Here is a 13223-nt window from a genome sequence, read left to right as displayed (position 1 = left end):
GGATAAACTTGTCTTCTGATGAAAAGGGGCGGTAAACGAAACGGGGCGGATTATACGCGTCTCGCCTCAAAAATCCCAAATAGCAACGTCCAGGCCGGACCAGGCGCCAAAACACAGGAGCCAAAAACAAGGGGCAGCCCATCGGCTGCCCCTGCTTTCACCACTATGCGCTGGCTCTCTAGCCAAGGCGCTTGAGCAGCTTCTCGGCTTCGGCCCGTTGATGCTCTGAGCCCTGCTCCGCCGCTTCTTGCAGCAGTTCGCGGGCGCTATCCTTGTCGTCGATCTCGAGGTAGGCACGAGCCAGATCCAGCTTGGCCCCGACCCCGCCATCGTCGGCATCCACGTCAAACCCGGTGGACTCCGGCAGCACCTCGGGGAAGCCATCCAGCCCCACGTCCAGCGAGAAGCCCTGATAGGGTTCCTGCTCGGTGGTGGTGGCGTCTGCCTCGGCCAGCAGCTTGTCGATCTCCACATAGCCGCTCTCCTGGGCCTGTTCCCGTGGCTTCACCTCGCCCGGATGGGACTCCACCTCGGCGAAGGCATCCTCGAAATCGGCCAGTGCCAGCTCGTTGGGATCCCACTCCAGATCCGCAGCGGCCTCCTGTTTCCCCTTGCTCGGCTCGGGCTCCAGCCCCAGCTCCGCCAGCAACTCATCAGCGCTGGCGTCGGCCGGGGCACTGGCCGCCTTGTCGGCGTCAGGCTCAGCAAAGGCGGTCTCAAAGTCGCTCAAATCGAAGGAGGCGAGATCCTCGTCGCTGACCATGGGGTCGGCATCGGGCTCGTCCAGCGCCAGATCGGCTTCCAGGTCTGCGTCCAGCTCAGCGAACAGGGCTGCCTGCAGCTCCTCTTCGCTCATGATCTCGTTGTCAGCCTTGGGCTTGGGATTGAATTCGCTGGCAAGATCCAGATCCGGCTCGGTGTCGAGGGTGATGGACTCGTCATGGGCCAGATCCAGCTCGGGCACCAGATCCGGATCCCGGATGGCGGCCTTGGCGGACGGGGCCGGCTCGGCATCGAAGCTGGCCAGGTCCATCTCGCCATCGTCGCTGAACACCAGGTCGGCCGGCGCGGCAGGCTCTTCCACCGCCATGTAGCCATCCGGCGTATTGAGATCCGGACGCGGTCGTACCGGCTCGTCGTCGGTGATGCCGACCGTCATCAGCTCGTCAAATTCGCTGCTCTCCTGATCCATCACCATGGCGGTGGATTCGGACAGGCTCTTCTCCTGCTCTTCCAGCTCGCGGCGAGCACGCGCCCGCAGCCACAGGGTCACCAGCGCCAGCACCAGCAGCACCGGCAACAGGATGATCATGGCCAGGTTGAGCGGCGAGGAGAGCAGGTCCATCAGCCAGTTCTGCTTGGGCTCGGGGGCCGGCGCCACCGGCGGAACCGGCTTGGCCTTGAGCTCGGCAATCTCTTTTTGCAGCGCGGTCTGATCCTGCAGCTGGGCCTTGAGGGTCTCCACCTCTTCGGTCAGTGATTGCAGCCGCAGTTTGAGCCTGTGGTTCATCTCGGTGACCTGGCCGAGCTGGGCGTTGGCATCTTCCAGCGCTAGCGCCATCTCGGTGGAAGGCTTGCCGACCGGTTGATTGACATCGGCCGGCAACGGCGCCGGTGCGCTGGCCGTGGCGGCGCTGGTGGCAGCCGCCTGGCTGGCTACCGACTCGGGAGCCTTGGCAACCGCCTTCACCTCGGTGGCCGGCTGGGGTGTCTCCACCTTGGGTGCCGGGGCCGGAATGGGCGCCGCCTTGGCGGGCGCGGCCTTGGCTACCTCGGGTTTGGCCGGCTCGGCCGCCTTGGTCGGGGCCGCTTTAACGGCCACCGGCTTGGCCGGCTGGGTATGCTTGCTCGCCAGGTATTTCGGGCTCAGCCCTTTCCAGCTGGCGTTGTCACTGCGGAATTTGGCGCGGGCCTCGGCATCGGTGATGACGCTGGCCTCGGCGGTGGTGGGCAGCTGGATGCGCGAGCCCACCAGAATGTGGTTGATGTTGCCATCGGCGAAACTGCGGGGGTTTTTCTCGTAGATCGCCACCATGGTCTGGTAGACGCTGACACTGCTGGAGGGACGGTACTTGCTCGCCAGGCTCCAGAGGGTATCGGTGGGACGAATGGGGCCATAACTGCCGGCATTGCTCGCAACCTGCCGCACGATCGGCTGGGCCGTGGCTCGGCTGGGTTGGGACGTGGCGCGGGGAGCGGCGACGGGTTGTGCCAGCGGCTGGGAATTGACGGCGGGTGGAGCCGGCTCGTCCGGGCCTTTGAGCTCAACAAAAAAAGGCTCCCGCGCCGAGTCTTCAGCCTGGGCCGTGCCCAGCAGACCCAATGCGAGTAGCGTTGCCAATGTTATGCGGGAATGTCCCATATTCGTTCCTTCGTATGACGGCCCTATCACATTGAAAAATCTGGATAGTTACCCCAAAACAGTCGGTTCAATATAAATCAGGCTCAGGTTGCAAGCCAGCAGTCCGACACATTTAGCACCCAACTTGCCCCTGAGTGTAGGAAAAAACTTAATCAGTTGATATCGCGAAAAATTCTCGGGGCTGCAGAGTGCGCCCCCGGTCACATCCACCCCATGGGTTCACAGGCTGGAAGCCTGGCGGATTTCCTTCCCCGCCAGACCAATGGACCCGGCGATCAGAGGTAATCGCGCACCAGCAGTTCGGCAATCTGCACGCTGTTGGTCGCCGCGCCCTTACGAACGTTATCGGCCACGATCCACATATTTATACCGCAGGGGTGAGAAATATCCTGGCGAACCCGGCCCACCAGAACCGCATCCTTGCCGGTTGCGTCGCGCACCGGGGTCGGATAGTCGTTCTCGTCGTCAAACAGGGTGACCCCCGGCGCATTGCGCAGCAGCTCTTTTACCTGTTCGGCGTCGAGCGGCTGGTGCAGCTCGACGTGGACCGCCTCGGCATGACCGTAGAACACCGGCACCCGCACGCAGGTGGGGTTCACGGCGATGCTGGCATCCCCCAGGATCTTCTGGGTCTCCCACACCATCTTCATCTCTTCCCGGGTGTAGCCGTTGTCGGTGAAGCTGTCGATCTGCGGGATCAGGTTGAAGGCGATCTGCTGCGGGTAGAGGCTCGGCTCCACCGGACGACCGTTGAGCAGATGGGCGGTCTGGCCAGCCAGCTCGCTCACCCCCTCCTTGCCGGAGCCGGAGACGGACTGATAGGTCGCCACGTTGATGCGGGAGATACCTACTTCATCATGCAACGGCTTGAGCGCCACCAGCATCTGGATGGTGGAGCAGTTGGGGTTGGCGATGATGTTGCGGTTGCGAAAATCGGCCAGCGCATCCGGGTTCACTTCCGGAATGACCAGCGGGATGTCTTCGTCGTAACGGAAGCAGGAGGTGTTGTCGATGACGATGCAGCCGTGCTCGGCGGCAATCGGCGCCCACTTGGCAGAGACCTCGGCCCCGGCGGAGAAGAGGGCGATCTGCACCTGGCTCCAGTCAAACTCCTCCACATCCAGGATCTCGACGTTCTTGCCGGCAAAACGCACCGTGTCGCCGGCGCTGCGGCTGGAGGCCAGCGGATAGAGGGTGGCGATCGGGAAGGCACGCTCTTCCAGGATCTCGATCATCGCCTCGCCCACGGCGCCGCTGGCGCCCAATACCGCTACGTTGAATTGCTGACTCACTGCTGTTCTCTCCTATGATGGTGCCGGTGACGCGCGCTGGCATCACCGCTGGCAGGCGGACCTGCCTGATAGCGGGTCTGGCGTCGGCCAGACCGGGTGTGGGCGGGACAAGGCTCCCGCCCCTTCAAGTATGTAAAGTGTTCAGTCTGGCTGGCAGACAAACCCGAGCCTGGCCAGGGCATCGCTGGCAAACGGCCCTTTCAGCTGCAGGGAAGAGAGCTCGCGCCGCTCAGGATAGTGTTTGCGCTGCTCATCGAAGCTGCCCGCCACACCGAGTCGGTTGCGAAAACGGGCGTCATCGCGGCGCACGTCATAAATAAGGTGGACCAGTTGCTTGATCAAGGCCTGATCCGCCGGCTGGCCCGGCATCACCTCGCGCACCTCGGGGATGGGCAGCAAGCTTTGCAGATCCTGGCGCGGCGTGCGCCCCAGTTGCCGGCAGAGTGCCTCATAGAGCATCCAGGTGCCACGGGCCTTGCCTTCTAGGCTGTAACCCGCGATGTGCGGGGTCGCTAGCTCAGTGTGGGGCACCAGGGCCTGCAGCGGCTCCGGCTCCCCTTCCCACACGTCCATCACCAGCCGCAGCGGCGCCTGGCTCTGCTGGCGCGCCAGCAAGGCCTGGTTGTCCCACACCTCGCCACGGGAGGCGTTGATGAGGATCTGCCCGGCCGGGCGGGCGGCAATCAGCGCCGCATCCAGCAGGTGGAAGGTGGCGTCCGGCCCCTGGTGGGTGATGGGAACGTGGAAGCTGACGATGTCGGCCTCAAGGGCCTGCTGGTAGTCGACAAACTGCGCCACCTCGTTGGCCTCGGTGGCGCGAGCACGGGGCGGATCGCAGCGCAGCACCCGCATGCCGAGCGCCTCGGCCTTGCCTGCCACACACTCGCCGGTGTTGCCGGCACCGATGACCGCGAGGCTCATCTCGCTCAAGTTGAGCTCATGACGCTCGGCCAGCACCAGCAGGGCGGAGAGCACATAGTCGCCGACCGAATATTTGTTGCAGCCGGGGGCGCTGAAGAAAGGAATGCCCCGCTCGGCCAGCAACCCCTTGTCCACGTGATCGGTGCCGATGGTGGCGGTGCCGACGAAGCTCAGTCGTGGGCTGCTGGCCAGCAGCGCGGCGTCCACCCGGGTAACGGAGCGCACCAGCAGCACGTCGGCCTCTTGCAGATCCGCCGCCTGCATCTGCCTGCCGGGCAGCGGGATGACCTCGCCAAATTCGGCAAACAGCTCACGGGCATGGGGCATATTTTCATCAACGACGATCTTCATCGGGCTCTCTCACTTCGCTAGCGGCCACAAGCGCGCCATTCTAGCCCAAACAGACCGAAGTTTCAGATGCTTATTCATCCATGAGCGGCGGCCGCTGCGACTTTCTGGCGGGAACCTGCGCGCTGCTGATTCATCTCTGCTCAACCGAGTGGTGCAACCTGCACAAGCAACCTCGGGTGTTCCCCCTCGCCACCAGCCGGATTGCACTCGGCAGGTCGGCCATCACCACACTCATTTGTAACCCCGTGTTACAGCGAGCAGGGCGCGACTTGACCGACCGGACTGGGCTGGCACAATGGCGCCTCTTTTTTTGCTGCCCATGAATGGGCACCTTGCCGAGCCCCGTTATGCCGACTCACGCCTCTTCCCTGCCGCGCCGCCAGGTGCTGTGTTTCAGTGCCGCCCTGATCCTGCCGCTGCTCCTGCTGGCCTGCCTGCCCTGGCAACCGTTCATGAGCCAGGCCCTGCACTCGGACTGGCTCTGGTGGCCCTACGCCCTCACCCGCATGGTGGATGTGCCCGGCATCGGCGTCAGCATCCTGGCCCTGCTGCTGCTGACCCGACACAAGCTGACGCTGAGCCTGCCGGCGCTGCTGGCCCTCGGCGGCGCCCTGTTTGCCGTGCTTGCCGGCGACTGGCTCATCAAGAGCCTGATCAAGCATCTGACCGAGGAGCCCCGCCCCTACCTGCTCTGGCTGGAGAGCCAGCAGCTGATCCCCGCCATCCAGCAGTTCTACGACGGCAAGGTGGAGGTGCGCAGCGAGCAGGTCCATGCCGCCAGCCAGCTGCTGGCGCTGCCCGAGTGGCTCGCCAACCACTGGCAGGCGGAGGTGAACTACGCCTTCCCCTCCGGCCACAGCATCGCCGCCATGAGCCTGGCCCAGTTCTTCGGCCTGATCTGGCTGGCGCGCGCCCCAGCCGGCGCCTGGCTGCTGCCGCTGTGGGCCATCGGTGTCGGCCTGTCGCGCATGCTGATCGGCATGCACTGGCCGCTGGATGTGCTGGCAAGCGCCCTGCTCGGCAGCCTCACCGCGCTGTTCGCCGCCCGCTGGTGGCTGCGCCATTACTGACATCTGTACGACACAAAAAACGGGCACCCGCAGGTGCCCGTTTTTGTTCAAAGCCTGTGACGCTGGCCACTCAGTTGCTGGCACTCGCTCCCTGCCACCCTTCTGGGTATTTGTAATCGACGAAGCGCTTGGCGGCATAAGCCTTGAAGGCAGCCGAGTTGTAGGCCGCAGCCACGTCTTTGGCAAAGGGCTTGTCCGCATCGGCACTTTTTACCACCACCCAGTTGATGAAGTCGTAGCTGCGCTCAAGGAACAGGCCTGAGCTAAAGGGAATGCCGCTTGAGGCGGCAAAGTTGCCGTTGATGACCGAGAAGTCCACGTCTTCGCGCGAGCGGGGCAGCTGGGCCGCCTCCAGCAGCACCAGCTTGAGGTTGTGCGGGTTTTTCACCACGTCGAACTCGCTCGCCTTGAGTGGGTTGATCCCCTCCTTCAGGGTCAGCCAGCCCAGATCCTGCAGCATCAGCAGCGCCCGCGCCTGATTGGTGGGGTCGTTCGGAATGGCCACCGTGCTCCCCTCCTTCACCGCCTTCAGATCTCCCAGCTTGCCGGCATAGAGGCCCATGGGGCCGGTCGGTACCTGGGTGATGGGGGCGAGCGACAGCCCCCGATCCTTGGCAAAGCTCTCCAGGTATGGCTTGTGCTGGAAACAGTTCACATCGAGCGAGCCGTCGGCCAGCGCGATATTGGGGGTCACGTAGTCGGTGAACTCCACCAGTTTGACCTGATAGCCCTTGGCTTCGAGCTGCGGCTTGATGGAGTCGGTCACCATGTCGGCAAAATCCCCTACCGTGGTACCGATGACGATCTCCTGTTTGGCCGGATCGGCAGCCAGCGCGGCCAATGGCAGAGTACCGGCCAGCAGGGCCAGGGCGGAAAGGGCGGAAAGGGCGGAAAGGGCAAAGAAGGAACGACGCTGCATAAAAACTCCCTGTAAACATCTCAACGGCTGGCGCGATGGCAGAGTCGTGCTTGAACCACTGCAACCATCTAGCCATCCAAACGGCTAATTAACCACACCATAACAGAGCCGTTTCGCTTCGCCAAGCAACAAAACCGGGCAAGCTTTACCGGATGGCAGTGAAGCCCGGCTCTCAACTCTGCCGGGTACCCATGACAAGAAATCTTTGATAAACCACACAGTTATTGCTTGACCCCCTCCCCAAGCGGGCCTCAAGTGACTTATTGTGGTTATTCGGTACCATTTTGCGTCAGGGTGCCAGGTTCGCTTTGTCAGGCTCACCCTATGGAAGAAGGCGCGCACTGACAGCGTCATTCAGGCACGGCAGCGGCGATGTGAACACCAGCCCCTTATGCTCGCAGTTAAACAGAGGAGAACAAAGGAGATAGTTTTATTCAGCCAGCCAAGGAGTTGCCGTGATCGATCACGTTGAAATCAAGACAATGCATTTTGACGACTGCAAGCACTTCTACCAAACCGTGCTCCACCCACTGCATATGGAACTCAAGTGGGCAGATGACACCGCTGCCGGTTTTGGCCTGATCGGTCGTGACAAGGTGAGCTTTTTGATCGAGAAATTCGACCGACCCCCCCCCTGCCATCTTGCCTTCAGCGCCACGACATCAGCACAAGTCGATGCTTTTCACTTGGCAGGTATTCAAGCGGGCTTTCGCTGTAACGGACAACCGGGACCTCGCGTTCACTATTCCCCTGATTATTACGCCGCATTTTTGCTTGACCCAGATGGGAACAATGTAGAGGCCGTGGTACATATTTAATTATTATAAATGTCGATGTTGCGCAGACCTAAGTAGCTTAACCAGAAGATAACGTTATAAATAGGGACAAGGAATATGTCAAAAGCGATTCAAGGATTTGAGTATTCAATTAAAGATGCCGAAGAGCTGCTAGCCCATTTCGATGGTATTAATGCCAATCCCCCACCACCCAGCAGTGAAGTTTTAAAACGCGCAGGTCTGGTAATGGCGCTCACTGCTTGGGAAACCTATGTGGAAGATCGGCTGGTTGAGGAAATGCATAAAAAATTAGCCATAGTACAGGGCAGTTACTTGGGTGATTTTATCCTGAAGAAACTGCATGCAGATTTAAAGTCATTTCATAATCCAACCTCAGATAAAACGAAAAAAATATTTATGGATTATCTTGGATTTGATGTCACAGAGGGGTGGCGCTGGTCGAACTACGAGCCAGATAAAGCGCGCTCAACACTCAATCAATGGATTAAAAAACGTGGTGAAGCTGCGCATCGTTCAAAGCCTATCAGCACTGGCGTACTAGCTCCCCATCTTATAAAACGCGACGAGTTGGAAAAAGTTATCCGATTTATCAGAGACCTGGTTAAATCTACCGACTGTTATATAAATGAAAAAATTGATCTGCACCACGCTGCAGTTTTTGAACGCCAAAACCAGCTATCAACCTGATTGAGGAGCCAATGAATGGAGTGGCTAGTTGCATTAATTATTTTTGTCGTGATAGGTGCCATTTTTGGAAAGCCATCATCTTGCAGTATCTGTGGTCAGTCTATAAAAAAGACATATTATAAATGGACTATCAGTGGAAAAAAGCAAACTCTTTGCCCTAAATGCAATTCACAGATGGAGCGGAAAGTTAGCAAAGAGGCGTTTAACCGTCGCTTTGGTTAATGTTCCGCCTCCGGTTAACGGGCCGATGTTGAGTATTTCAACTGGTGGCCCAGCGGGTTTAACTGTCACAACATTTACAATTTGAATTACTTTATTTTTGACCAGTGCCGGTATCGCCGGTAGGTTTAGACCCTATCGACAGAGCACTGTGACTCATGTTTTATGCGTCACCTTGTCAGTCGCGAACGACATGGAGAGTTCGCTAAATCACCAGCAGGGAGCAAGACCACGCCATATTCAAGGAGTATTCATGACCCCCAAACAACATCTGCTCGCCAAGGCCATCTTTGTCGTTGCGACCATGCTCTCCCTCGCCATGATTGCGTTCGTTGCCTGGGCCGTCGTCACGGTCAGCCCGCTCCATCCGGCTGACATGGCACCATCGCAGAGTCTCAGCCTTGGCCTGGCAACAGCCATCGCCCTGTTTGTGCTCGCCTTCAACTATGTGGCCTACCGCGGGCTCACCGAACAGGTGACGGCCTTCAAGGTGGTCTTCTGGTGCTTCGTCGCCCTGCAGTTGTTCGCCTTTCCGATCGGTACCGTCATCGCGCTGACCCTCATCTATCTGTGGAACCAGTCGCGCGCATCCCTCGCCCGCCCACTCGGCGCCACTGTCTCACTCTGATACGGGAGAGTATCCATGCTGACCACCACGAACACCGGCCTGCTGGTCGTCGATATTCAGGGCAAACTGGCCCGTCTGGTCGAGGGGAGCGACGCCCTGATCGCCCACACCGCCAGACTGGTGGCGGGGGCCAGACTGCTGGGCCTGCCGGTTGTCTGGCTGGAGCAGAACCCGGACAAGCTCGGGGCCACCGTGCCCGAGCTGCAGTTGATGCAGGCAGGCGATCTTGTGCTGCCCAAGCACAGCTTCGGCGCCCTGGGGGAACCGGCGCTGGCCGACGCCCTCGCCCGCCAGGGCGTCAGCCACTGGCTGGTGTGCGGCATCGAGGCCCATATCTGCGTCTACCAGACGGTGCAGGGACTGCTGGACGCGGGCAGCCAGGTGTCGCTGGTGGTGGATGTGGTGTCGTCGCGCAGCGCCGCCAACCGGGAGCTCGCCATCCACAAGCTGGCGGCGCACGGGGCCGAACTCACCTCGGTGGAGATGTGCCTCTACGAGCTGCTGGGTGACTGCCGCCATCCGGCGTTTCGCGCCATTCTGGCGTTGATCAAATAGCTCTCCTGCCGACCGGCTACTCCATTCGACACGGCGCCATTACTAGCGCTGATCAAATAGCCTCCCCCTGTCGACCAGCGACTTCATCCCACACGGCGCCAGTGGCGCCCTGTGGCTTGCCTGTAGTCACCCTCACTCTGCTTTCGATCTCGGCGGCCCCCCGCCAGCGTGGTACGCCTCCCATTTCGCACCACTCCGCCCGCCCCCTTTCGCACCTGCTTGTCCCGCCAAACGTTAACGAACAGTTACTAATAGGTTGATCTACAAAGATAAATATCAACACCAGCCAGCTGAGAAAAGTTCTCAATACACCACACAAAAGGATTCACAGGAACCCCAAGATGGTCTGTAAAATATTTGTTGTGGGATTTTTTTGAGCCTTATCTCAGAATCAAAACGAGTGCTTTTTGACTCTGTTTTTCCCGTGTATAGATGCCAGTCGCACCCAGGACGGTGCGATATAAGATGGAGTTTATTAATGAGAAAAACATCGTTAGCGTTGGCAATCTCGGCCCTGCTCTCGGCCCTGCCCATCGCTTCAGTTCAGGCGAGTGAGAGTTGCACCCCATTGACCGGCAAGGAAGCCGGCCTCGATACCGGCCGCAGCAGCGCAGCGCGCTGCCTGCCCGGCATCAACCCGCTGCAGGATCAGCAGTGGCACCTGCTCAACAGCGGCCAGAATGCCTTCAGCCCCCGCGGCGGCGTGGCAGGCAACGACCTCAACCTCTGGTGGGCACACCGTACCGGCGTGCAGGGTCAGGGCATCAACGTGGCCGTGGTGGATGACGGCCTAGCCATCGCCCACCCGGACTTGGCCGACAATGTGCGCCCCGGCTCGAAAAACGTGGTGACCGGCAGCAGCGACCCCACTCCGACCGATCCGGACAGTGCCCATGGCACCTCCGTCTCTGGCCTGATCGGGGCGGTCGACAACCACATCGGCACCCTGGGGGTGGCCCCCCGCGTCCAGCTGCAGGGGTTCAACCTGCTGGATGAGCGCAGCAAGCAGCTGCAGAAAGACTGGATCTATGCGCTGGGCGGCAGCACCGCCACCGCCGACAACCGGGTCTTCAACCAGAGCTACGGCATGAGCCTGGTGGATCCGCAAAGCGCCAGCGGGCTGGATCAGGTTCAGCTCGATCGCCTGTTCGAGCAGCAAACCCAGCAGGCACAGGGCGCAGCCTATATCAAGGCGGCAGGCAACGGCTTCAACCGCATCGCCGCGGGTGACTACATGTTCAGCCGCACCGGCGCCCTGCCCAAGCTGCCGTTCGAGAACAGCAACATAGACCCCTCCAACAGCAACTTCTGGAACCTGGTGGTGAGCGCCATCAACGCCGATGGAGTGCGTTCCTCCTACTCCAGCGTCGGCAGCAACGTCTTCCTGAGCGCCCCCGGCGGGGAGTACGGTACCGATGCGCCGGCCATGGTGACCACGGATCTGCCCGGCTGCGACATGGGCTACAACCGCACCGACGATCCCAGCACCAACCTGTTGCACAACAACCCGCAACTGGATGCCACCTGCGACTACAACGGCGTGATGAACGGCACCTCCTCGGCCACCCCCAACACCTCGGGCGCCATGGCGCTGCTGATGTCCGCCTACCCGGATCTGTCGGTGCGGGATCTGCGCGATCTGCTGGCCCGCAACGCCACCCGCATTGATGCCGGCCAGCAGCCGGTCCAGGTCAGTGTATAGGCTCTAGTGGATTGATCATTAAGACAGACCCCGGAAATAAGTGGAATCGCTAGGGCATAAGTGGAATCGGGATCTGAGGAGTGGCGCGGCTTTGGTGGCGATCGCAGCCTGGAAAATGGCGGGCTTGTCGGCGAGTATATTAGAAATCACTGAAATGATCACTGTTCCTAAAAGTGGCCGAAAATCGCTACCGAAGTGATCACGCGCTGTTTTTTAAATTGGCCTTTAAACCGGCTTTAAACTCCCCTCTCAGAACGGCGCGGCCCCTGCTGCCATCTGGCCTTGATAGAGCAGCTCTGAACGCCAGCAAAGCCGTCTGTGGCAAGGCGGGATGGTCTTTTATGGTGCGCAGAAAAAACCGCAGCGGTCTTTTTGGTAATGGCATGGGATTATTGCAAGTAACTATATGTTTTTAAACACATAATATCACGCCATAAAGCCGTGGTGCGGCTCGAAGAAAAATTCGCAAGATGGCGTGATTGCGAATTTTTCTATCAACCTGTTGGCTCGATTTTAGTTCCTTTGTTATGACCATGAATGGGAACTGAGTTTCCATTCATGGCAATCATGTTCCTTTTGGTGTAAAAGCCATATAAATCAATTACTTTAACATCGTTTTTGCTTTTGATTTGCTCGTAGCCAAAGGAACTGAGGAGACCTCATGAGTTTCCTTTCCAGCTTTTCGCATGAGCACTTATATTTTCCGATTGCACTTACACCACGTCCGTTTTATTGATGGCGAATCGGAAATCATTTCCGATTCAATCTTGCGATTTCCGAATCAAGTTATCATGCTGATTTTACTTGATTTTACAAGCAAGTCACTTAATGCAAGATTATATTAAATCGGACGTAAGTGTTGATGTGGATTTCCGATTTGGTGGACTCGCATGGGTGGCAAATTCTAGTGAATTGATCATTGTGGTTGACAGGTAAAACCGCTCAAGATAGCCTTGAAATGTGCCAGCAAAAAACTGGTGCCGGGACTACGACCCCCGTATAATCAGAGGCGCACAACACGCCTATAGCGTGTTTTTTTGTGCAAAATTCTAGCCTTGTTATGGTGGGCTGGATGGGGCCAGCGCAAGCTGGGCCGTTTCCTTTGAGCGGTGGTCGTAACCCTGTTCAGCTCACCACCAGCGAGATTACGACCCTCCTGATGGTGATAGTCCTACTATCAAAGGAGGCCCGCCATGGCCGGATCATCATCTGATCTCCATTCTGTTAGCCAAATCTGGTTGACTGCTAGCAAAGTTCTGGAACTAAACTTTTCCCATTTCCCCAAGACTAGGATGGGTGTTCAAAAGTATTTCAAACGTCAGCTTCGCAATAAACCCAGTGCAGTACGTTGCAAAGGGTCTGGAAAGGGTGGCCCTCTCGAATACAGAGCTGATCTGCTGCCTATCCATGCTCAGAAAGCGCTGCTTGATCTGCTACCTGACAGCCCTATCGAATCACCAGCCCAATCCCCTGTCGATTTCTTCGAACAATTGCGAGAAGCCTCTGGTTTCAAACTGTTTTCATCCCCTGCCGAAATGGCCGAAGATGGCCTTAATCTGTTGTCTGTTCTGAGTCGGTTACTTGCCTCTGATAGTCATTACCTACGGGCTGAACTGAGCGAAGCATTGTTCTTGGCCGAGGGCCTGATCCGCGCTGGCCATGCCCTGAGCAAGACTGAGGGAGGTGCCGCATGATGGCCCGTCACGCTACCGCCGTTTCG

10 protein-coding genes and 1 pseudogene are annotated in these 13223 nt (G+C 58.9%); 7 read left to right on the top strand and 4 right to left on the bottom strand.

Going from position 1 to position 13223, the window contains the following annotated elements; genetic code table 11:
* Window positions 1–178 precede the first annotated feature (178 nt).
* The 3 genes from PG900_RS00055 to PG900_RS00045 form a co-directional block, all read right to left on the bottom strand.
* The gene (locus tag PG900_RS00055) at window positions 179–2362 is read right to left on the bottom strand and encodes a FimV/HubP family polar landmark protein (RefSeq protein WP_207137802.1); all 2184 of its coding nucleotides are present in this window, start codon (window positions 2360–2362) and stop codon (window positions 179–181) included.
* Window positions 2363–2637: 275 nt separating this feature from the next.
* Window positions 2638–3654 (bottom strand): aspartate-semialdehyde dehydrogenase, encoded by a 1017-nt coding sequence (locus PG900_RS00050; protein ID WP_270830641.1) that lies wholly within the window; start codon window positions 3652–3654, stop codon window positions 2638–2640.
* A 141-nt stretch (window positions 3655–3795) separates the two neighbouring features.
* Window positions 3796–4926: a 4-phosphoerythronate dehydrogenase gene (locus PG900_RS00045; protein ID WP_146060993.1), complete on the bottom strand. Its 1131-nt coding sequence runs from the start codon at window positions 4924–4926 to the stop codon at window positions 3796–3798.
* 347 nt (window positions 4927–5273) lie between these two features.
* On the opposite strand from PG900_RS00045, the gene PG900_RS00040 reads away from it, so the two are divergent.
* Window positions 5274–5996 (top strand): phosphatase PAP2 family protein, encoded by a 723-nt coding sequence (locus tag PG900_RS00040; protein WP_270830640.1) that lies wholly within the window; start codon window positions 5274–5276, stop codon window positions 5994–5996.
* A gap of 70 nt (window positions 5997–6066) precedes the next feature.
* Here PG900_RS00040 and PG900_RS00035 read toward each other — a convergent pair whose 3' ends face one another.
* Complete coding sequence (locus PG900_RS00035; protein WP_270830639.1) at window positions 6067–6915, bottom strand: MetQ/NlpA family ABC transporter substrate-binding protein; 849 nt, start codon at window positions 6913–6915, stop codon at window positions 6067–6069.
* A 455-nt stretch (window positions 6916–7370) separates the two neighbouring features.
* Between PG900_RS00035 and PG900_RS00030 the strand changes: the two genes are divergently transcribed.
* The 6 genes and pseudogenes from PG900_RS00030 to PG900_RS00005 all read left to right on the top strand — a co-directional run bounded on the left by PG900_RS00030 (window position 7371) and on the right by PG900_RS00005 (window position 13197).
* Window positions 7371–7733: a VOC family protein gene (locus PG900_RS00030; protein ID WP_264098689.1), complete on the top strand. Its 363-nt coding sequence runs from the start codon at window positions 7371–7373 to the stop codon at window positions 7731–7733.
* A 75-nt stretch (window positions 7734–7808) separates the two neighbouring features.
* Window positions 7809–8399 carry a HEPN domain-containing protein gene (locus tag PG900_RS00025; RefSeq protein ID WP_044800289.1) on the top strand — a complete coding sequence of 197 codons (591 nt, stop codon included), beginning with the start codon at window positions 7809–7811 and terminating at the stop codon, window positions 8397–8399.
* Between the two features lie 472 nt (window positions 8400–8871).
* A complete protein-coding gene (locus PG900_RS00020) occupies window positions 8872–9246 on the top strand; it encodes a hypothetical protein (protein WP_118880927.1) in 375 nt (124 codons plus the stop codon).
* Between the two features lie 15 nt (window positions 9247–9261).
* Window positions 9262–9801, top strand: a complete 540-nt coding sequence (locus PG900_RS00015) for an isochorismatase family protein (protein WP_264098691.1) — start codon at window positions 9262–9264, stop codon at window positions 9799–9801.
* 478 nt (window positions 9802–10279) lie between these two features.
* Window positions 10280–11497: pseudogene (gene asp / locus PG900_RS00010) on the top strand (serine protease Asp); the annotation flags it as partial.
* 1199 nt (window positions 11498–12696) lie between these two features.
* Window positions 12697–13197 (top strand): hypothetical protein, encoded by a 501-nt coding sequence (locus tag PG900_RS00005; protein WP_270830638.1) that lies wholly within the window; start codon window positions 12697–12699, stop codon window positions 13195–13197.
* Window positions 13198–13223 lie beyond the last annotated feature (26 nt).

Origin of the sequence: Aeromonas sp. QDB03 (assembly GCF_027707985.1) — a bacterium.
GTDB classification, from domain to species: domain Bacteria; phylum Pseudomonadota; class Gammaproteobacteria; order Enterobacterales; family Aeromonadaceae; genus Aeromonas; species Aeromonas hydrophila.
This window is presented reverse-complemented; position numbering and strand designations above follow the sequence as displayed.

Bases quoted from the DNA above. Each gene is read 5' to 3' on its own strand.
- PG900_RS00055 (WP_207137802.1), bottom strand. From the start codon at position 2,362: ATGGGACATTCCCGCATAACATTGGCAACGCTACTCGCATTGGGTCTG.
- PG900_RS00045 (WP_146060993.1), bottom strand. From the start codon at position 4,926: ATGAAGATCGTCGTTGATGAAAATATGCCCCATGCCCGTGAGCTGTTT.
- PG900_RS00040 (WP_270830640.1), top strand. From the start codon at position 5,274: ATGCCGACTCACGCCTCTTCCCTGCCGCGCCGCCAGGTGCTGTGTTTC.
- PG900_RS00035 (WP_270830639.1), bottom strand. From the start codon at position 6,915: ATGCAGCGTCGTTCCTTCTTTGCCCTTTCCGCCCTTTCCGCCCTTTCC.
- PG900_RS00025 (WP_044800289.1), top strand. From the start codon at position 7,809: ATGTCAAAAGCGATTCAAGGATTTGAGTATTCAATTAAAGATGCCGAA.
- PG900_RS00020 (WP_118880927.1), top strand. From the start codon at position 8,872: ATGACCCCCAAACAACATCTGCTCGCCAAGGCCATCTTTGTCGTTGCG.
- PG900_RS00015 (WP_264098691.1), top strand. From the start codon at position 9,262: ATGCTGACCACCACGAACACCGGCCTGCTGGTCGTCGATATTCAGGGC.
- PG900_RS00005 (WP_270830638.1), top strand. From the start codon at position 12,697: ATGGCCGGATCATCATCTGATCTCCATTCTGTTAGCCAAATCTGGTTG.